Origin of the sequence: Actinomadura opuntiae (assembly GCF_030283205.1) — a bacterium.
In the GTDB taxonomy this organism is placed as follows: domain Bacteria; phylum Actinomycetota; class Actinomycetes; order Streptosporangiales; family Streptosporangiaceae; genus Spirillospora.
The window spans coordinates 232,655-251,439 of the sequence record NZ_JASNWF010000009.1; the positions used below are offsets into that span (position 1 = coordinate 232,655).

At 73.4% G+C, this 18,785-nt stretch carries 18 protein-coding genes, 1 pseudogene and 1 riboswitch; of the genes and pseudogenes, 9 read left to right on the forward strand and 10 right to left on the reverse strand.

Features of this window, described 5'->3' with window-relative positions; all coding sequences use genetic code 11:
* Nucleotides 1-45: 45 nt before the first annotated feature.
* The 5 genes and pseudogenes from QP089_RS21270 to QP089_RS21290 all read right to left on the reverse strand — a co-directional run.
* Nucleotides 46-2,367: a heavy metal translocating P-type ATPase gene (locus QP089_RS21270; RefSeq protein WP_285913470.1), complete on the reverse strand. Its 2,322-nt coding sequence runs from the start codon at nt 2,365-2,367 to the stop codon at nt 46-48.
* A 32-nt stretch (nt 2,368-2,399) separates the two neighbouring features.
* The gene (locus tag QP089_RS21275; RefSeq protein ID WP_285913471.1) at nt 2,400-3,332 is read right to left on the reverse strand and encodes a DUF8832 domain-containing protein; all 933 of its coding nucleotides are present in this window, start codon (nt 3,330-3,332) and stop codon (nt 2,400-2,402) included.
* 47 nt (nt 3,333-3,379) lie between these two features.
* Nucleotides 3,380-3,586 (reverse strand): heavy-metal-associated domain-containing protein, encoded by a 207-nt coding sequence (locus QP089_RS21280; RefSeq protein WP_285913472.1) that lies wholly within the window; start codon nt 3,584-3,586, stop codon nt 3,380-3,382.
* A gap of 298 nt (nt 3,587-3,884) precedes the next feature.
* Nucleotides 3,885-4,508, reverse strand: coding sequence for an acyl-CoA thioester hydrolase/BAAT C-terminal domain-containing protein (locus QP089_RS21285; RefSeq protein ID WP_285913659.1), 624 nt, complete (start codon nt 4,506-4,508; stop codon nt 3,885-3,887).
* Between the two features lie 87 nt (nt 4,509-4,595).
* Nucleotides 4,596-4,934 (reverse strand): annotated as a pseudogene (locus QP089_RS21290) (acyl-CoA thioesterase/BAAT N-terminal domain-containing protein); the annotation flags it as partial.
* Nucleotides 4,935-5,026: 92 nt separating this feature from the next.
* Here QP089_RS21290 and QP089_RS21295 point away from each other — a divergent pair.
* The gene (locus tag QP089_RS21295) at nt 5,027-5,890 is read left to right on the forward strand and encodes an Fpg/Nei family DNA glycosylase (RefSeq protein ID WP_285913474.1); all 864 of its coding nucleotides are present in this window, start codon (nt 5,027-5,029) and stop codon (nt 5,888-5,890) included.
* A gap of 4 nt (nt 5,891-5,894) precedes the next feature.
* Here QP089_RS21295 and QP089_RS21300 read toward each other — a convergent pair whose 3' ends face one another.
* The gene (locus QP089_RS21300) at nt 5,895-7,109 is read right to left on the reverse strand and encodes a glycosyltransferase (RefSeq protein WP_285913476.1); all 1,215 of its coding nucleotides are present in this window, start codon (nt 7,107-7,109) and stop codon (nt 5,895-5,897) included.
* Nucleotides 7,110-7,350: 241 nt separating this feature from the next.
* The gene (locus tag QP089_RS21305; RefSeq protein WP_285913477.1) at nt 7,351-7,770 is read right to left on the reverse strand and encodes an SSI family serine proteinase inhibitor; all 420 of its coding nucleotides are present in this window, start codon (nt 7,768-7,770) and stop codon (nt 7,351-7,353) included.
* A 91-nt stretch (nt 7,771-7,861) separates the two neighbouring features.
* Here QP089_RS21305 and QP089_RS21310 point away from each other — a divergent pair, with 91 nt between their 5' ends.
* From QP089_RS21310 to QP089_RS21325, 4 genes are all read left to right on the forward strand, one after another.
* Nucleotides 7,862-8,194 carry a rhodanese-like domain-containing protein gene (locus QP089_RS21310; RefSeq protein ID WP_446474075.1) on the forward strand — a complete coding sequence of 111 codons (333 nt, stop codon included), beginning with the start codon at nt 7,862-7,864 and terminating at the stop codon, nt 8,192-8,194.
* Nucleotides 8,195-8,269: 75 nt separating this feature from the next.
* Nucleotides 8,270-8,387, forward strand: a riboswitch (TPP riboswitch).
* On the forward strand, nt 8,380-9,750 hold the full coding sequence (locus QP089_RS21315) for a purine-cytosine permease family protein (protein ID WP_285913478.1): 1,371 nt from the start codon (nt 8,380-8,382) through the stop codon (nt 9,748-9,750). It overlaps the preceding riboswitch by 8 nt.
* A 174-nt stretch (nt 9,751-9,924) precedes the next feature.
* Complete coding sequence (locus QP089_RS21320; RefSeq protein ID WP_285913479.1) at nt 9,925-11,808, forward strand: sensor histidine kinase; 1,884 nt, start codon at nt 9,925-9,927, stop codon at nt 11,806-11,808.
* A 392-nt stretch (nt 11,809-12,200) separates the two neighbouring features.
* Nucleotides 12,201-12,746, forward strand: coding sequence for an ATP-binding protein (locus tag QP089_RS21325; protein WP_285913480.1), 546 nt, complete (start codon nt 12,201-12,203; stop codon nt 12,744-12,746).
* Nucleotides 12,747-12,877: 131 nt separating this feature from the next.
* On the opposite strand, the gene QP089_RS21330 is transcribed toward QP089_RS21325, so the two are convergent.
* Nucleotides 12,878-14,092, reverse strand: coding sequence for an arginine deiminase (locus tag QP089_RS21330; RefSeq protein WP_285913481.1), 1,215 nt, complete (start codon nt 14,090-14,092; stop codon nt 12,878-12,880).
* 65 nt (nt 14,093-14,157) lie between these two features.
* Here QP089_RS21330 and QP089_RS21335 point away from each other — a divergent pair, with 65 nt between their 5' ends.
* The 3 genes from QP089_RS21335 to QP089_RS21345 are packed head-to-tail and all read left to right on the forward strand — an operon-like array spanning nt 14,158 to nt 16,358.
* A complete protein-coding gene (locus QP089_RS21335; RefSeq protein ID WP_285913482.1) occupies nt 14,158-15,459 on the forward strand; it encodes an MFS transporter in 1,302 nt (433 codons plus the stop codon).
* Nucleotides 15,460-15,510: 51 nt separating this feature from the next.
* On the forward strand, nt 15,511-15,846 hold the full coding sequence (locus QP089_RS21340) for an ArsR/SmtB family transcription factor (protein WP_285913483.1): 336 nt from the start codon (nt 15,511-15,513) through the stop codon (nt 15,844-15,846).
* On the forward strand, nt 15,843-16,358 hold the full coding sequence (locus tag QP089_RS21345) for an SRPBCC family protein (RefSeq protein ID WP_285913484.1): 516 nt from the start codon (nt 15,843-15,845) through the stop codon (nt 16,356-16,358). Before QP089_RS21340 ends, QP089_RS21345 begins: the two co-directional genes overlap by 4 nt.
* An 8-nt stretch (nt 16,359-16,366) precedes the next feature.
* Here QP089_RS21345 and QP089_RS21350 read toward each other — a convergent pair whose 3' ends face one another.
* Nucleotides 16,367-16,948: a dihydrofolate reductase family protein gene (locus QP089_RS21350; protein ID WP_285913485.1), complete on the reverse strand. Its 582-nt coding sequence runs from the start codon at nt 16,946-16,948 to the stop codon at nt 16,367-16,369.
* A gap of 147 nt (nt 16,949-17,095) precedes the next feature.
* On the opposite strand from QP089_RS21350, the gene QP089_RS21355 reads away from it, so the two are divergent.
* Nucleotides 17,096-18,106 carry a sigma-70 family RNA polymerase sigma factor gene (locus QP089_RS21355; RefSeq protein ID WP_285913486.1) on the forward strand — a complete coding sequence of 337 codons (1,011 nt, stop codon included), beginning with the start codon at nt 17,096-17,098 and terminating at the stop codon, nt 18,104-18,106.
* A gap of 13 nt (nt 18,107-18,119) precedes the next feature.
* Here QP089_RS21355 and QP089_RS21360 read toward each other — a convergent pair whose 3' ends face one another.
* Complete coding sequence (locus QP089_RS21360) at nt 18,120-18,698, reverse strand: TetR/AcrR family transcriptional regulator (RefSeq protein WP_285913487.1); 579 nt, start codon at nt 18,696-18,698, stop codon at nt 18,120-18,122.
* Nucleotides 18,699-18,785: the final 87 nt, after the last annotated feature.

Consider the following 18,785-nt stretch of genomic DNA (forward strand, 5'->3'; position numbering starts at 1 on the left):
AACGAACGCGCGGCCCCGGCGTGGGGCCGCGCGTCCGCTTCGGCGTCAGCGGGTGGCCGGGACCTCCGGACGGGCCGGGGCCGCGGCCGCCGGCGCCGGCGCGGAGTCGCCGTTCAGCGCCTTGAACCGGCGGAGCCGCAGGCTGTTGCTGACCACGAAGACCGACGAGAACGCCATCGCGCCGCCCGCGATCATCGGGTTGAGCAGCCCGGACGCCGCCAGCGGCAGCGCCGCCACGTTGTAGGCGAACGCCCAGAACAGGTTGCCCTTGATGGTGCGCAGCGTCCGCCGCGACAGCCGGATCGCGTCCGCCGCGGCCCGCAGGTCGCCGCGCACCAGGGTCAGGTCGGACGCCTCGATCGCCACGTCCGTGCCGGTGCCCATCGCCAGGCCGAGGTCGGCCTGGGCGAGCGCGGCCGCGTCGTTCACGCCGTCGCCGACCATCGCGACCGTCCGCCCCTCGGACTGGAGGCGCTTGACGACCTCCACCTTGTCCTGCGGCAGGACCTCGGCGACGACCTGCTCGATCCCGACCGCGTCGGCGACGGTGCGGGCCACGGTCTCGCTGTCGCCGGTGAGCAGGACGGGCCGCAGCCCGAGCGCCCGCAGCTGCTCGATCGCCTCCGCCGAGGTCGGCTTCACCTGGTCCGCGACGGTGATCACCGCGCGGGCCTCGCCGTCCCAGCCGACCGCGACGGCGGTGCGGCCCTGCGCCTGCGCCTCCGCCATGGCCCGCTCCAGGCCGGCGGTCAGGTGCTGCGACCACTCGGCCAGCAGTTGCGGCCGGCCGACCAGGACGCCGCGGCCGTCGACGATCCCCTGGACGCCGAGGCCCTCGACGTTCGCGAAGTCCTCCACGGTGCCGAGGGTCCCGACGCGCTCGGCCGCGCCCTTGGCGATGGCCTGCGCGATCGGGTGCTCGGAGGCGTTCTCCAGTGCGCCCGCCAGCCGCAGCACCTCCGCCTCGTCCACACCGTCGGCGGTGTGGACGTCCACCAGCGCCATCCGGCCGGTGGTGACGGTGCCGGTCTTGTCCAGCACGACCGTGTCGATCGCGCGGGTCGACTCCAGCACCTCCGGGCCCTTGATCAGGATGCCGAGCTGCGCGCCGCGCCCCGTCCCGACCATCAGCGCGGTCGGGGTGGCCAGGCCCAGGGCGCACGGGCAGGCGATGATCAGCACTGCGACCGCGGCGGTGAACGCCCCGGCCAGGCCCGAGCCGGTGCCGACCCAGAAGCCCAGCGTCGCGACGGCCAGCGCGATCACCACCGGGACGAAGATCCCGGAGATCCGGTCGGCGAGCCGCTGCACCTGCGCCTTGCCGGTCTGCGCGTCCTCCACCAGCCGCGCCATCTGCGCCAGCTGGGTGTCGGCGCCGACCCGGGTCGCGCGGACCAGCAGCCGCCCGCCCGCGTTCACCGTCGCGCCGACCACCGCGTCGCCCGGCGCGACCTCCACCGGCACCGACTCGCCGGTCAGCAGCGAGGCGTCCACCGCCGACGACCCCTCGGTCACCACGCCGTCCGTCGCGATCTTCTCGCCGGGACGGACGACGAACACGTCGTCCACCGCCAGCTTCTCGACCGGGATGCGTTCTTCGCGCCCGTCCCGGACGACCGAGACCTCCTTGGCGCCCAGCTCCAGCAGCGCCCGGAGCGCGGCCCCCGCGCGGCGCTTGGAGCGCGCCTCGAAGTAGCGGCCGGCGAGGATGAACGCGATGACGCCGGACGCGGCCTCAAGGTAGATGTTCATCGACCCGTCCGAACGGGTCATCGAGAACTCGAACCCGTGCTTGAGGCCCGTCTCCCCTGCGGTGCCGAAGAACAGCGCCCACAGCGACCAGCCGAACGCGGCGAGCGTGCCGACCGACACCAGCGTGTCCATCGTCGCGGCGCCGTGCCGCAGGTTCGTCCACGCGGCCTTGTGGAACGGCCAGCCCGCGTACACCACGACGGGCGAGGCCAGCGTCAGCGACAGCCACTGCCAGTTGTCGAACTGGAGTGCCAGGATCATCGCCATCGCGATCACCGGGATCGCCAGCACGACCGACATGACCAGCCGCTGCCGCAGCGTCCGCAGCCCGTCGTCGGGCTCTCCGCCCGCCTCGCCCTCACTCTCGCTCTTGGGCGGGGCGGGCAGCTCGGCGGTGTAGCCGGCCTGCTCGACCGTGGCGACCAGCTCCTCCGGGGACACCCCCGCGGGGAACTCGACCCTGGCCTTCTCGGTGGCGTAGTTGACGGTGGCGGTCACTCCGTCGAGCTTGTTCAGCTTGCGCTCGATGCGGTTGGCGCACGAAGCGCACGTCATCCCGCCGATCGTCAGCTCGATCCGCCCGGTTTCCGCCTCTGGCACGGCGCCGGTGGTCATCGCTCCTCCTTCGCTTTCGACCGTAGGGGATGTCAGTGCGTGTGCTCGCCGTGGCCTCCGGCGCCCTCGCCCTGGTCGGGCACCGTGGCCGACGGCCCGGCCGTCACGGTGAACTCTGCCGTGCGGACCTTGCCCCCGTGCTGGAAGTCCAGATACAGCCGGTACACGCCGGAGCTGGGCACTTCCGCGTAGAAGGTGACGTCCGGCCCCGGCTCGGTCCTGCCGTCGCCCGGCTCGCCGTCCGGATGGACGTGCAGGTAGGCGAGGTCGCCCTGGCGCAGCGCGACCAGGTGCCCGTACGCCTCCAGGTACGGCTCCAGGTCCGTGACCGGCCGGCCGTCCTTGCTCACCGACAGCGTCAACTCGCTCGCCTTGCCCGGCGTCAGGGCGCCCGCGAGCTTCACCTCGTAGCCGTCCACCTTCGCGACCTGCTCGGGCCGCGGCAGCGGAACGGGCCGGTAGTCGCCCGCGGCGGCCACGTCGACGCCCAGCGTCAGCGCCTCCTTCGCGCCCTCCGGCCGGACGTCGGTGAAGAACCGGTACGCGCCGGCCTTCGGCAGGACGACCGCGACCTCCCACACGCCGCCGCCGATCTCGGTCGGGTGCAGGTGCTGGAAGCCGGACAGGTCCCGGCGCGCGATGATCAGGTGCAGCCGCTTGCCGTGCAGCGGCGTGAACCTGGTGACGGGCTTGCCGTCCGGGCCGTCGATGGTGAACCGGAAGTCGGTCGGCACGCCCGGCCGCACGTCGGTCGTGCGCGGGTGCAGGGTGAAGCCGTCCTGGCTGACCTGCAGCCCGCCGGGGAGCACCGGGCCCGCGGTCGTGCCGCCGTGGCCGCCGTGCGAGCCGTGCCCGCCCTCGTCGGCCTTCCCGACGGGCCCGGCCGCCGTCCCGATCCCGGCGGCGCCGCCGAAGACGGCGGCCAGCCCCACCACGTAGGCGCCCAGCTTGGTCGCGGTGTTCATCGTCCTTCACTCCACTCGTCTCGGCCCTGTTCCCAGGGCGGCAGGCCTCAGGCCCGCAGGGCGTATCCCGCCTCCTCGACGGCGCCCTTGATCAGGGCGTCGTCGACGGGGGCCTCGCTGGTCACGGTCACGCGGCCGGTCTGGAGGTCGACGTCCACGGCGGTCACGCCGGCGACCTGCCCGACCTCCTCGGTCACGGAGGCGACGCAGTGGCCGCAGGTCATCCCGGTGACGGTGTAGGTGGCGGTGCTCATCTCGCTGCTCCCTCTGTCCAGTACCCCTGGGGGGTATCTCGCGGGCCTCATGCTGCCACAACCGAACACCCCGCACAACCCGTACCCCCTAGGGGTTATTTCGAGATCCGGGTCACACCCCGTCGCGCAGAGTTATCCACACCCCTGACCGGGGCCGCCTCCCGGCGATTTGTCGATATTCGCGGAGGTATTCACCCCGCAACGCCCCCGCCGCACGCCGGACGCGCCGTCATGCACAAGGTTTTCCACAGCCTTCCATACCCCTGTGGACAGCCTTGGACACGCCCCACCGGTCCCCTTAGGACGAGCGCCCGAGCCCCCCGAGAAAGGCCAGCACCTTGGGCCACCCCTGCTCCTGAGCCAGCGCGTCACCCTCGCGGCCGCCACCGGAATCGCTGACGGTACCGGTGACCGGATGGCGTGTCCGCGTTCCTTCGGCCAGATACGGGAACGTACCGACCCCGTGACCCGCGCCAGGAAAGATCAACGCCTGGTGAGGGAAACGGCTCCGGCTGAGTTCGGTCATGATCAGGCGAGCGGAGTCCGCGGACGGCCAGATCCCGTCCTTCGCTCCGGCGATCGCCAGAACCGGCCCGCTCACGTGGTCCAGCGGGATCGTCGTGCCGGTGGGGACGGGCCGGCCGTGGTCGGTCCAGGCGTTGTCCCGCTGGTCGGGGAACCCCGGATTGACCGTGGCCGAAGGCGAGTAGACGACGGCGCCGCGGACCAGGCCCGGGTGCTGCTGGGCGGCCAGCAGCCGGGCGGCGCGGGCGAAGTACTCCAGCGGGATGTCATGCAGGGTCGCGGGCAGGTCCGGCGCGTCGAAGTAGGCGAGGCTGAGAGCCGGAAAGCCGTGCGACGCCAGGAGTGCGCCTTCGTAGACCGGGCCGTAGCCGCCTTCGGACCCGCCCACCAGGAGCACCGCCGGCCTGCGTTGCTTGGAGGGCGGGGAGAACAGCTCGGCGGAGACCTTGTCGTCCGCGACGGTGAAGATCTTGTGGGTGACGCCCGCGGCCTCCCATTGGCGGACGAGCGTGCGATGCGCCACGCGGCGCCCATGGACCGCGGCGCTGATCTCGACCGGGTAGGACGTCCGCTCGGAGAGGCGACCCGTGGAGAAACTCGCCTCCTCGGGATCGCCGGTCGGCGGGGTCATCGACCAGAACAGCCCCATCCCGTCGACCCTGCGGTACGTGCCCGAGGTCGGGCGGGCGTGGTCGAGGTCGACGACGCCGTGCCCGTCGGCCTTGAAGACGGCCCGCCCCCGCCAGTGCTGCCCGCGGTAGTCGTCCGCCTCGGCGCTCACCGTGACCTTGCTCTTGGCCGGAAGCCCCGTGACCGTGATGTGGACGGCCCGGTCGGCGCGGGCCGGGGGGCGGGGCGCGGGACGTCGTTGGAGCGTTTACCTTGGGATTGGTCCGTTCGGCGGGTGGAGGTCGTATGCCTGAGTTGCCCGAGGTGGAGGCGCTGGCGGGGTTCCTGCGGGAGCGCGTCGTCGGCCATGCCGTGGCGCGCGTCGACGTCCTCGCGATCTCCGCGTTGAAGACCTACGACCCGCCGGTGACCGCGCTGGGCGGCCTGACCGTCACCGGTGCCGCGCGGCACGGCAAGTTCCTCGACCTGGACGTCGACGGCATCCACCTGGTGATCCACCTGGCCCGCGCCGGCTGGCTCCGGTGGCGCGACGAGATGCCGGTCAAGCCCGCCAGGCCCGGCGGGAAGAACCCGCTGGCGCTCCGCGTCCACCTGGACGACGGCTCCGGCTTCGACCTCACCGAGGCCGGGACGAAGAAGGGCCTCGCGGTGTACGTCGTCCGCGACCCGGACGAGGTGCCGGGCGTGGCGTCGCTCGGCCCCGATCCGCTGGACGCGTCGTTCACCGCCGAGCGGCTCGGCGAGATCGTCTCGGGCAAGCGCACCCAGATCAAGGGCCTTCTGCGCGACCAGAGCGTCGTCGCCGGCATCGGCAACGCCTACTCCGACGAGGTCCTGCACGTGGCGAAGATGTCGCCGTTCAAGATCGCGGCGACGCTGACCGAGGACGACGTCGCGACCCTGCACGAGGCGATCGTCACGACGCTCCGCGACGCGGTGGAGCGGTCGCGCGGCCTGGAGGCGCAGGACCTCAAGGGTGAGAAGAAGACCGGTCTGCGCGTGCACGGCCGCAAGGGCCAGAAATGCCCGGTCTGCGGTGACACGATCCGCGAGGTGTCGTTCGCCGACTCGGCCCTCCAGTACTGCCCCACGTGCCAGACAGGCGGCAAGCCGTTGGCCGACCGCCGCCTGTCCCGCCTCCTGAAGTAGGGCCCTACCCGGCGGCCCCGTCGAGCAGCATCTTCGCGGCCACCATGGCCCCGTCGGTGCGGATCGTCCCGGCCACGTCCTTCGCGCGCGCCGCGGTCTCGGGCGTCAGGGCCGTCGAGAGGGCGGCCGACAGGGACTCGACGGTCGGAGCCGGATCGAGGTGCGCGGCGCCGATGCCCAGCTCGGCCACCCGGGCGGCCCAGTACGGCTGGTCCGCGATCCTGGGCACCACGACCTGGGGCGCACCGGCCTGGGCCGTGGTCGTCGTGGTGCCCGCGCCGCCGTGGTGCACGACGGCGGCGACCCGCCGGAACAGGGCCTGCTGGTTGACCTCGCCCACGACGAAGCAGTCCCCGGCGTCGTCGATCGGGGCCAGTCCGGCCCAGCCGCGCGCGAGGACCACGCGGCGTCCGTGCGCGCGGGCCGCCTCGGTGGCCACCCGGGCGATGTCCTTCGGCGCGTGCGCGGCCATGCTTCCGAAGCCCACGTACACCGGTGGCTCACCGGCGTCCAGGAACGCCTCCAGGCCGGCGGGGAGCGGGCGGTCGTCGGGCATGATCCACGCCCCGGTCTGTACGGGGTCGACGTCCGTCATGTCCTCCGACGGGCACAGCACCGGGTCCGCCGCCAGCCACGGCCGGCCGGCGAAGACGTGCTCGCGGACGTCGTCCACCGGCGGCAGGCCGATCTCCGCGCGGTGCTTGTTGAGCGCCTCGCCGTACAGCGCGTTCACCCTCCGGGCGTCCTGCTTCCACAGGACCCGGTTGTCGGTCTCCCCTTCCGGGAGCGGCGCGCCGGGCCGTGCCCCGGGACGGAAGTGCTGCGACGGCAGCCCGAATATGTGGAAGCACGCGAACACGTAACGGATGCCGAATTTCTCGGCCACGTCCCGCGCGCCGGCCGGCATCAGGCCGGTCGCGAGCACCGCGTCGCATCCCTCGGCGGCCGTGCCGAGCGTCTCGAACCGCGCGCGCACCAGTTCCGGAGCGAGCCGGAACGCGTCCTTCGCCGTCGGCGGCTTCGGATTGGCGACCACCGAGCGCACCGTCGGGCCGAGCGGCACCAGCGGGACGCCCGCCCGCGCCAGCAGGGCCGCGAAGTCCTCGTCCGGCGGCGCGCAGACCCGGACCTGCGCGCCGAGTTCCCGCAGCCGCACCGCGAGCCCCGCCAGCGGCTCGACGTCCCCGCGCGATCCCCACGTCGACAGAACCACTCGCATTTGCTGTCCCCCTGTTTCCGCCGGTTCTGGCCTCGGCGGACAATCGTGGAGTACACCCCGGGTCTTGCCGCAAGCCCCCCATCGCGCTATAGCTTGGAAGTGGCAGGGAGATGCGTCTCCTTGCCTTTTCTTTTCGCCGCCCCGGCGGACGGGGCGTCCCGGGAAATGCCGCGGCCCCGGTCGCGGGACCGGGGCCGGAGCGGGGATGGGCGGGGCGAGCCCGAACGGGGAGGGCTCGGGGTCAGCGGACCTTCGGCACGGGGCCGAAGACCGGGCCGATCTGGCTCCAGCGGTGGAGCTGGCAGCCGTCGTTGCGCTTGAACGTGGTGTCGACCGGCCTGCCCTTCCAGGTGCCCTTCACCGTGGCGACCTCGGGGCCGCCGTAGATGTCGGTGCACATCTGGTCCTTGGGGACGGGCGCGAAGGGGTCCTTGACCTTGGTGAGGGCGGCGCAGGCGTCGGCGGCCTTCGGATGGTCGCCGCCGGCCGGGTCGCAGGTCAGGCGGTAGGTCTTGGCGGGGGCCTGCGCGGAGGCCCGGATCCGGATGGTGAGGTCGTCGGCCGGGGAGCCCGAGGGCCGTACCGTGGCGGTGCCCGAGGGCTTCTCGGCGGGAAGGCTCTTGGCGTGTTCGTCGCCGCAGGCGGCCAGTGAGAGGATCATGGCAAGCCCGGGCGCGGCGAGAATGAGCGTCCGATACCGCATGCGTGATTCGACGCAGGGTGGCTTCGCGCGGTTCCATGGGGGTGTGATGATTTTCGGGGACGAGGTGCCGGCGGTGGTCGCCGCCGACGTTCCGCAGGACGGCTACCTGCTGGACGTGCGGGAACAGGACGAGTGGGACGCGGGCCACGCGCCCGCCGCGGTGCACATTCCGATGGGCCAGCTGGGCGACCGGGCCGGGGAGGTCCCCCGGGACCGGGAGATCTTCGTGATCTGCCGGTCGGGCGCGCGGTCGGCGCAGGTGACGGTGGCGCTGAACCAGGCCGGCTGGCTGGCGAAGAACGTGGACGGCGGGATGAAGGGCTGGGCCGAGGCGGGCCGGCCGATGGAGAACGGCGGCGACGGCGAGCCCTACGTCGCCTGATCGGTCGCGTCCCGGCGCAGCCGGGGAGATGGCGCACCCTTTGTACGGGTTGCGGGCGGTTGTACCATCGGTCCGACCGATAACCGCGGGAGCTCGGGCCACAAGCCGGGCTGAGAGGGCGGCCTTCCAGGCGCCGCCGACCGCATGAACCTGTCCGGGTAATGCCGGCGTAGGGAGCGTGCCCCGTGACGTCCGACGTCGAAAAGACCCTCGCCGGCGCGCGTCCGCGCGACGAGGCCCCCTACACCCTCGACGAGCCCGCCCCGAAGGTGCTCGGCTTCTGGGACCAGAGCGCGTTCTGGGCGAACCTCGGGGTCAGCCTGCTGGCCTTCTCCGGCGCCTACACCGTCCTCGCGCCGGACGCGGACGGCAAGCCGACGCTGGCGATCGCGGCGGGGATCGCCGCGATGGTCGTCGGCACCGTGCTGGGCGGGCTGATGCTCGGCCTGGCCGCCGCGCCGGGCGCGAAGACGGGGCAGCCGGCGATGGTGCTGCTCAGGGGCCTGTTCGGCGCGCGGCTGTCGTACGTGCCGACGGTGCTGAACATCGCGCAGCTCGTCGGCTGGGGCACGTTCGAGCTGATCGTGATCGCGGACGCGGCGCGGGAGCTGTGGGACGGGGTGCCGCGCTGGGGCTACGTGGTCGCGGCCGGGGTGCTCACCACGGTCCTGACGATCTGGCCGCTCGGGTCGGTGCGGCTGCTGCGCCGGTACGTGACCGCGGCGGTGATCGTCGCGCTGGTGTACTTCTACGTGCAGCTCGTCCGGCAGCCGCTGCCCGACCTGAACGACGGGTCGTGGCACGGGTTCTGGATCGGCGCGGACGCGGCGCTGGCGGTGTCGATCTCGTGGGTCCCGGTCGCCGCCGACTACACCCGGCACGCCCGCAGCGCGCGGGGCGCTTTCGGTGCGGCGTCGGTGGGGTATTCGGTCACCCAGATCGTGGCCTACGTTCTCGGCCTGCTGGCCCTGGCGCTGGTCGCGGGCGACACCGGACGGGTGTTCGACCCGTTCCTGCACGTCGCGCTGGGCGCGGTGTTCTTCGCGGTGTTCGTGCTGCGGGAGGCCGACCAGTCGTTCGCGAACGTGTACTCCACGGCGGTGTCGATCCAGAACCTCGTGCCGCGCGCCGATCGCCGGGTGCTGACGGTCGCGCTCGGCGCCGGGATCACGGTGCTCGCCCTGGTGCTCGACATCAACGACTACGCGAGCTTCCTGTCGCTGATCGGGTCGGTGTTCGTGCCGATGCTGGGCGTGCTGGCCGCCGACTTCTTCCTCGGCCGGGGGCGGGCGGGCGGCTGGGACGCGAGCCGGACCGCGCCGTCCCGGTGGAGCATGATCGCCGCGTGGGCGGTCGGCATCGTCGCCTACCAGCTGATCAACCCCGGCACCGTGAGCTGGTGGGCGGACCTCTGGCAGGACGTCCGGGACGCGCTGCACTTCACCCCGCAGAGCTGGATGAGCGCGTCGCTGCTGTCCTTCCTCGTCGCGGGCGCCGCGACCCTGCTGATCGGCCGGGCGGGGACCGCCCGGAACGGCCGTATTACCCGACGGTAAGGTTGCCGGGACCGCGCGCCGACGGATGCGCCGCGCCCGCCGGAAAGGGCACGCCGGATGGCCGATCTCGATGCCTTCGGGCCGCTGAAGTGGTGTTCTTCCGTCCGTCCGCGGCAGCTGGTGGGAACCTTTCGGCGGCTGTTGTCCGGCGCGGTGCCGGTGCCGGGTGGCACGATGACAGGCGTGCAGCACGTCCACGACCCGATCGCGCGCGCCGTCATCCAGAGCGCCGCCGACGCGATCGTGGCCGTCGACCAGAAGCACCGGGTCACCGTCTGGAACCCGGCGGCCGAGCGGATGTTCGGCTGGAGCGCCGAGGAGATGGTCGGCCGCGTCCCGCCGATCGTCCCGGACGAGCTGAAGGCCGAGCACAACGCCGTCCAGGAGCGGCTGCTCACCCGGCGCGCCGGCGAGGGCGAGTCCGAGAAGGAGGGCGGGCAGATCTCGATCGCGACCCGCCGGTTCCACCGCGACGGCCGGCTGATCGACGTGCGGATCGACACGAGCCTGCTGAAGGACCCGGCCGGCACCCCGCTCGGCTGGGTCGGGGTGTACCACCCGGCGGAGGACGACGAGATCGTCCAGCACCACATGACCGAGCGGGCCCGGCTCGTCCGGCGGCTGAACGACATCGTCGCCGACCTGAACGCCGAGCTGGACCTGGCCGTGGTCCTGGACCGGATCACGACCGCGCTGATCGAGCTGACCGGCGCGGACGCGGGCGGGTTCGTCCGGATCGAGGGGGAGCGGCTGCGGCTGGTCAGCACCTCGGGGCTGCCCGAGCGGATGCGCGGGACGACCGCCGAGCTGCGGTCGAGCCTGGTCGGGGAGCTGCTGCGGTCGGGCAAGACGGTCAAGCTGGCGACCGGCGAGCAGCGGCTCGGCGACCTGATCTGGTCCGAGCTGCCCGGCCTGCACACGGTCGCGCTCGGCCTGTCCTACCTGCAGAACCGGCCGTACGGGGCGCTGTACGCGCTGTTCTCCGGGCGCAAGATCGGCCACACCGAGCTGGAGCTGCTGGAGCTGCTCGCCGGGCACGCCGGCGTCGCGGTCGGCAACGCCGTCGCCTACGCCGAGGTCGTCCGGCAGCGGGCGCACGAGCGCGCGGTGATCGACTCCAGCGCGGACGGGATCGCGGTGCTCGACCACGACCTCGTCGTCCGGCAGTGGAACCCGGCCGCGCACACCCTCACCGGCATCCCGCCGGAGGACGCGATCGGCCGCCCGCTGCCGTTCGACATGCCCGCGCTCGGGGAGATGCTGACGTTCCCGCTGGAGTCGGGGGTGTGGCTGAACGTGCTGGCCGCCGAGATCGAGGAGACCGGCGAGCTGGTCGTCGACTTCCGCGACGTGACCGAGGCCAAGGCGCTGGAGGAGGCCAAGGACCTGTTCCTCGCCACCACCAGCCACGAGCTGCGCACCCCGATCACGGTCGTGCAGGGCTTCGCGTCCACGCTGGTCAACCGGTGGGACGAGCTGCCCGACGGCGACCGGCGCGCCGCCGTCGCGACGATCGCCGAGCGGGCCCAGTCGCTCGGCCGGCTGGTGGAGCACCTGCTGCTCGGCTCCCGCGCGGGCGCCGACGAGCTGGCCGTGACGATCGAGCCGTTCGACCTGGCCCGGGTGCTGGAGGGGGTCGTGGCGGGGTTCCGGTCGCTGTCGGCGCTGCACCGGGTCGAGCTGGAGATCGCGCCGGGCCTGCCGCCGTGCCGGGGCGACGCGATGGCGACCGACATCGTGCTCGGGCAGCTGCTGGAGAACGCGTTCAAGTACAGCCCGGACGGCGGGACGGTCCGGGTCCGCGCGGAGGCCGGCGCGTCCGGGATCGCGGTGACGGTCGAGGACGAGGGGATCGGCATCAGGCCCGGCGACCACGAGCGGATCTTCGAGCGGTTCGTGCAGGGCGAGGCGGGGGACCGGCGCCGGTTCGGCGGCATCGGCCTCGGCCTCTACATCGTCAAACGGCTCACCGAGGCGCAGGGCGGGGCGATCTCGGCGCATCCCGGCGAGCGCGGCGGGACGGGCACCCGCATGCGGCTCGTCCTGCCCGCCGAATGACCGCCCGGTCGGTCACTTACCGTGAGGACAGCGGTCCGGATGCGGCCGGGTGAGTCCCTACTGGCGCGCGGTTTGCGCGGTCCCGGCAGGTGGCAGGGTTGCCCCGTGCGGGAATGTTCGGTGGCCACCGGGTGTGACGGACGAAACGCGGGCGCGAGGAGTAACCCGTCCGCCGGCTGGATAGATCCTTTGTTGGTCGCCGTTGGTGAGACGATCACCGTCGCGCGCCGGGCTCGCACACCACGGACGGGGGTGATCACCGTGACCGGACGGCCGGTGACTCGTTGGGCAGGTGGCGAACCGTGCCGCCCAGGTTTCCGGCCCCTGCCATCAGGGCATTTCGGTCGTACCGGAAGAGCGGCGACGGGTCTCGTCCGAGCGAGCACGGGGAGGTGAGGGCGTCGAGCGTCGTACTGCTGCCACACGCGCCGTCGAGCGTCGCGGTCGCCCGCAGGCGCCTCAGCTCGGAGCTGGCCGCCACGGGGGTGTACGAGACCGTCGTGGACGACGCCAGCGTCATCGTCAGCGAGCTGATCAGCAACGCGCTGCGGCACGCCAGGCCGCTGCCCTCCGGGCAGGTCAAGGTCTGCTGGCTGTGCCGCGGCGACGTCCTCGAACTGGAGGTCAGCGACGGGGGCGCGATGACCGAGCCGCGCCGCGGCCCGGGCACGCTGTCCTCGCTCGGCGGGCGCGGGCTGGGCATCGTCGAGGCCCTCTCGGAGGGCTGGGGCGTGCGGCACGAGAACGGCGCCACCACCGTGTGGGCCGTGCTGCGCGCGCCGCGCTCGCCCGGCGGCGAGGACGCGGCCGCACCCGCGCGCACCCCGGTCGCGGTGCCCGACCTCTCCGACTTCCCGGACCTGATGGACGAGCCGGAAGACGACCTGTACGACGGCTCCCGGAACGGGGTGGCCCCGAGTAGGGCCTACCCCGCCTAGAAAGACCACCCGGTCACCTTGTAGGGTCCTCACAAGCTCGGGCGCTGTCGTGCCCCCGTCGACACCGCCCGAGCTGCCAAACGTCAGGAAGGCCCCGGCGTCGCCGGGGCCTTCCGCCGTTTCACCGGCCCTTACGGGGCGTCGCGCAGGATCGGGCAGGACATGCAGCGCGGCCCGCCGCGGCCGGTGCCGAGCTCGCTGCCGCTGATCCGGATGACCTCGATCCCCGACGCCTCCAGCTGCGCGTTCGTCTCGATGTTGCGCTCGTAGGCCACGCACAGCCGGGGCGCGACGGCGAGGGTGTTGTTCCCGTCGTCCCACTGCTCGCGCTCGGCCGTCACCGGGTCCAGGCCGGTGTCGATCACCTTCAGCCGGTCCAGGCCCATCGCCGCGGCGGCGGCCTCCAGGAACGGGCGCGGCTCGGCGACCCGCAGGTCGCCGCCGTCCAGCGTCACCGTGTACGCGGTCAGCGAGTGCGCGACCGGCGGGTACATGACCACGGTGTCGACGTCGACCATGGTGCACACCGTGTCCAGGTGCATGGTCGCCCGCTCCTGCGCGATCGGCACCGCCAGCACGGTGTGCGCCAGCCCCGCGCCGATCACCTGCCGGGCCAGCCGCTCCACGCCCGCCGGGGTCGTCCGCTCGCCCGTCCCGACCGCGATCACGCCCGGGCACAGCAGCAGGACGTCGCCGCCCTCCAGGTGCTCCAGCGCCGGCGAGTACACCGGCTCGACCCCGTCGAACCGCGGATGGTGCGCGTAGATCAGCCCGGTGAGCTGCGCCTCCCGGCGCCGCGCCTCCATCGCCAGGCTCGTCACCGCCACCCGGTCGCCGATCCACGCGCTGTTGTCGCGGGTGAACAGCAGGCCGGGCAGCGGGTCCACGATGAAGTCGAGCCGGTCCATCAGCCGGTAGACCAGGCCGTGCCCGGACTTCAGCTCCTCGTGCGCCAGCCCCGCGACCAGCGTCTGCGCCAGGTCCTCCGGGTCGAGGTCGCGCAGGTGGCCCTCGACGACGCGGCGGAGCTGGTCGCCGAGCCGCAGGTCGATGATCGCGTCCGCGATCGCCTGCTCCCGCGCCGCCTCGTACTCCAGCGCCTCCTGCAGCAGCTCGGTCACGTACAGCACCTCGACGCCGCGCTCGCGCAGCGCCTCGGCGAACGCGTCGTGCTCCTCCTGCGCGCGGCCCACCCAGGGGATCGCGTCGAAGAGGAGCTTGTCGCTGTTGCGCGGCGTCAGCCGCTTCAACTCCGCGCCCGGACGGTGCAGCAGGACCGTCCGCAGCCGCCCGACCTCGCTGGTCACCCGGTGCTCGTGTGCCGTCGTCCCCGTTGTCTGCGTCACACCAGAAGTCTAGGTCGCCCCTTTCCGGCGGACCCGGCGGGCCGTTGCTGTGTCACGATCCGAGGGTGATCAGGGGGCTGCCGCTTCATCTCACCGCCGCGACGCTGCTGCGGGTGTCCGCCGAGGGCGTCGCGACCGCGCTGGTGCTGACCGTCCAGGCCCGGACGGGGCACGCCGCCACCGCCGGCTACCTGCAGACCGCGATGACGCTGCCGTACGTGGTGAGCGGCCCGGTGATCGGCAACGCGCTGGACCGGATGGCCCGCCCGCGCCGCGCGGTCGTCGCGCTGGCCGCCGCCTACGCCGCCGCGACCGGCCTGCTCCTGGCGATGGCGGGCGACTCCCCGCTGGTCGTCGCGCTCTGCGTCGCCGCCGTGATCGGCTGCACCGAGCCCGTCGTCGTGGCGCTGACCAGCCTGCTCCCGCGCTTCGTCCCCGCCGACCGGCTGTCGCGCGCGTACGGGCTGGAGGCGTCGAGCTACAACGTCGCGGCCATCGCCGGGCCGGGCCTGGCCGCCGGCGTCGCCTCGTTCGCGGGCGGCCAGTACGCGGGCGCCGCGATCGTCGTGAGCGCCGTGCTGAGCCTGGTCGCGCTCCCGCTGCTGCCGTTCGCGGCGCCGCCCGGCCCGGTGGACGTCGGCGGGACCGCCGTCGAGGTCGCGGCGGGGCCCGACCGGGCCGCGGCCGGCGACCCCACCGAACCGGTCGCCGAGGTCGGCAAGGGCGCGATGGCCGAGCGGGACATCGGCGAGGTCACCGAGGACGGCCGGCCCGGCCTGGCGGACGTGATCACCGGCGGGCTGGTCGTGCTGGCCCGCGGCCGGGTGCTGCGCGCGCTGACCGTCGCGACGACGCTCGCGTGGCTCGGGTTCGGCGGCGTCGCGGTGACGGCGGTGCTGCTCGCCGGGCACGTCGGCGGCGCGCCCAGCGCGGGCGGGCGGCTGCTGGTGGCGATGGCCGTCGGGTCGCTGCTCGGCTCGCTGGCGTCCAGCCGCTGGCTGACGCCCCGGCACGCCGAGCCGGTCCTGGTCGGCGGGCTCGTCGCGTTCGGCGCCGCGCTGGCGGCGCTGGCGGTGGTCCCGTCGGTGCCGTGGGCGATGGCGGCGTTCTGCGCGGCGGGCCTGGCCGAGGGGCCGGTGTTCGCCGCGACGCTGATGCTCCGCCAGCGCGAGTCGCCGCCGGACCGCCTCGGCCAGGTCAACACCACCGGCGGCAGCCTCAAGATCGGCGCGTCGGCGCTCGGCGCGGCGCTCACCGCCGCGTGCGCGGACGCGGTCGGGCCCGTCGGGCTGGTGCTGGCGATCGCCGCGCTCCAGTTCGCGGGCGCCGCCACCGGCTGGCTGCTGCTCCGGGCACCGACTCGCTGACCTCGTTACATTCCTTGACGGTTATATTCCGAGTGAGGCATATTGGGGGACATGGCAACCGCGGTGTGGAACGCGCTCGCCGATCCGGCCCGCCGGGCGATCCTGGACCGGCTGCTGCACGGGCCGCGGCCGGTCGGCGACCTCGCGCGCGAGTGCGGGCTCAGCCAGCCCGGCACGTCCAAGCACCTGCGCGTGCTGCGCGAGGCCGGGCTGGTCGACGTCGAGCGCGACGCGCAGCGCCGGCTGTACACGATCCGGCCCGCCCCGATGGCGGAGCTGGACGCCTGGCTCGCGCCCTACCGCCGGCTGTGGAACGCGAGCCTGGACGCCCTCGGCGACCGGCTGGACGCCCGGGCCACCGACGACCGGAAAGGCGACCCATCATGATCATCACCGATCCCGGCAGCTACCTCGAGCTGGACGGGCGCCCCGCCGTCCGCTTCGAGCGGATCTACGACCACCCGGTGGACCGGGTCTGGCGGATGGTCACCGACCCGGCCGAGCTGGCCGGCTGGTTCCCGTCCCCGAAGATCACCATCGACCTCGCCGTGGGCGGCGCGATCACCTTCTCCGGCGACCCGAACATGCCCGACGCCACGTCCACCGGCCGCGTCGTCGACCTCGTGCCGCCGCGCCGGCTCGCGTTCACCTGGGGCGGCGACGAGCTGCACTTCGACCTCGAACCGCTCGCCGGCGACCGGACCCGGTTCGTCCTGACCAACGTGCTCGAGGCCCGGAACACGGCGGCGCGCAACGCGGCGGGCTGGGACGTCTGCCTGGCCGCGCTCGACGCCCTGGCCGAGGGCCGCGCGGCCGAACCGCCGGAGTGGAAGCCGAAGTACGACGCGTACGTCGCCGCCGGCCTCCCCTCCGGCGCTGCGATCCCCGGCCAGGACTGATCCGGCGGCTAGGGCTTCGGGACGGCCCGGTAGGTGAGCAGGGGGATGCCGTCGCCGACCATGCGGGTGCCGACCAGGCGCATGGGCTTCTTGTCGCTCGTCTCGCCGAAGAGGCGCTCGCCGGCCCCGAGCACGAACGGGTAGACCATCAGCCGCAGCTCGTCGGCGAGATCGTGCTCGATCAGCGTCTGCACGAGCCGGCCGCTGGCGTACACGACGATGTCCCCCTTCACCTGCTGCTTCAGCGCCGAGATCTCCTCCACGGCGTCGCCCTTCACGATCGACGTGTTGTCCCACGCGAGGTCGACGGCGGACGAGGAGACGACGTGCTTGGGCAGGCTCCGCAGCCGGTCCGCCCACGCGCCGGTCCGCGACGCCCAGCCCCGCGCGACGAACCACTCGTAGCTCCGCCGTCCCATGAGCAGCGCCTCGGCGCCCAGCGCCTCCTCGTACTCGGCCCCGGCCCAGGCGTCGCGGTCCTCGGCGGTCATCCACTCGAACCAGCGGCCGAACCGGGAGTCCTCCTCGCCGGCCGCGATCTCGATGACCCCGTCCAGCGAGACGTTCTCGCTGATGACGATCCTTCCCATGGTGCTTCTCCCATCGGTGTCGTGAACTGTCACCGATGCAGATGCCGCGGCATCGGCAAAAGGGGCGCCTCCCGACCGCCCCCTTCGGGCCCGGGCCGGCGTCCGTACAGGATGGAAGCGAACGGTCGCGGAAAGGGGTGGCGAGCGGTGGTGGGAGCCGACCTGATCACAAGGGCGCGGGCCGGGGACGGCGAGGCGTTCCGCGAACTGACCGAGCCGTACCGCCGGGAGTTGCAGGTGCACTGCTACCGGATGCTCGGATCGTTCCAGGATGCCGAGGACGCCCTCCAGGACGCCCTGCTCGACGCCTGGCGGGGCCTCGGCGGGTTCGACGGCCGGGCCTCGATCCGCACGTGGCTGTACCGGATCGCCACGAACCGGTGCCTCAGCACGCTCCGCGCGGCCGCCCGGCGCCCGGCCAAGGCGTGGGACGTCCCCGGCGTCGAGCCGCCCGAGCCGACCCGGCTGGGCGAGGTCGTGTGGCTGGAGCCGTTCCCGGACGCGCTCCTCGAAGGCGCGGCCGATGCGCCGCTCGGCCCCGAGGCCCGCTACGAGCGGACCGAGTCGGTGTCGCTGGCCTTCGTGACCGCGCTCCAGGCCCTGCCGCCCCGCCAGCTCGCCGTCCTCGTCCTGCGCGACGTCCTCGGATTCCACGCGGACGAGGTGGCCGGCATGCTGGACACGACCGTCGACTCGGTCAAGAGCGCCCTCAAGCGGGCGCGGGCCGGCCTGCGGCAACGACGGCCGGCGCTGACCGGCGGCGAACCGGCTCCCGCCGCCGGCTCGCCCGCCGAGAACGCGGTGGTGGCGGGTTTTGTCCGCGCGTGGGAGGCCGCCGACGTCGACGCGCTGGTGGCCCTGCTCACCGATGACGCCTTCGTGTCCATGCCGCCGCTGCCCTTCGAGTACGAGGGCCGGGACGTGGTGGCGGGCTTCTGCGCCGGGCTGTTCGACGCGGGACGCAGGTTCGACCTCGTGCCGACGCGTGCCAACGGCCAGCCCGCGTTCGGCAGCTACCTGCGCACTCCCACCGGCGCCCGCCACGGGACGGGGCTGTTCGTCCTCACGCTGGCAGGCGGCCGGATCAGCGCCATGACCCGCTTCGAGAACAGCGTGCTGCCGTCGTTCGGGTTGCCGCGCTCGCTCCCGAGCCGGTAGCCGCGCCGGACGGTTACTCCGGCGGGCGCAGGCCGGCGATCAGGAGGCCGACGAGCCGGCGCGCGTCGTAGCGGTCGTCGCTCTCCGCGCCGATGCAGAGGTTGCCGATGCCCCGCATGAGTTCGTAGGCGCCGATACCGGAGCGGATCTCGCCGGCGGCGGCCGCGGCGTCGAGCAGCTGCGCGCACACGGGCATGAGGCGGTCGAGGAAGTAGGCGTGCAGCGTCTCGAAGCCGGCCGTGTCGGACCGCAGCACGCCGGCCAGCCCGTGCTTGGTGACCAGGAAGTCGACGAACAGGTCGATCCAGCGCCCCAGCGCCGCGTACGGCGTCGCGCTCTCCTCCAGCAGGGCGGGTCCGGCCTCGGCGCAGGCCTCGACCTGGTGCCGGTAGACGGCCACGATGAGGTCCGCCCGCGTCGGGAAGTGGCGGTAGATCGTGGCCGTCCCGACGCCCGCCCTGGCCGCGATGTCGCGGACCGGCGCCTCCACGCCCGAGGTCACGAAGATCTCGGCGGCCGCGTCGAGCAGGGCCTCCTGGTTGCGCCGGGCGTCCGCCCGCCTGGGCCGGGCCGCGCGCTCGCCGTCGTCCACCGTGCCTCCGACTCGTGGGTTGCTAAACGGGACAAGGTTCCGTATCGTTGAAACGGGACAAGGTCCCGCTTTCCATGATGCCAGAGC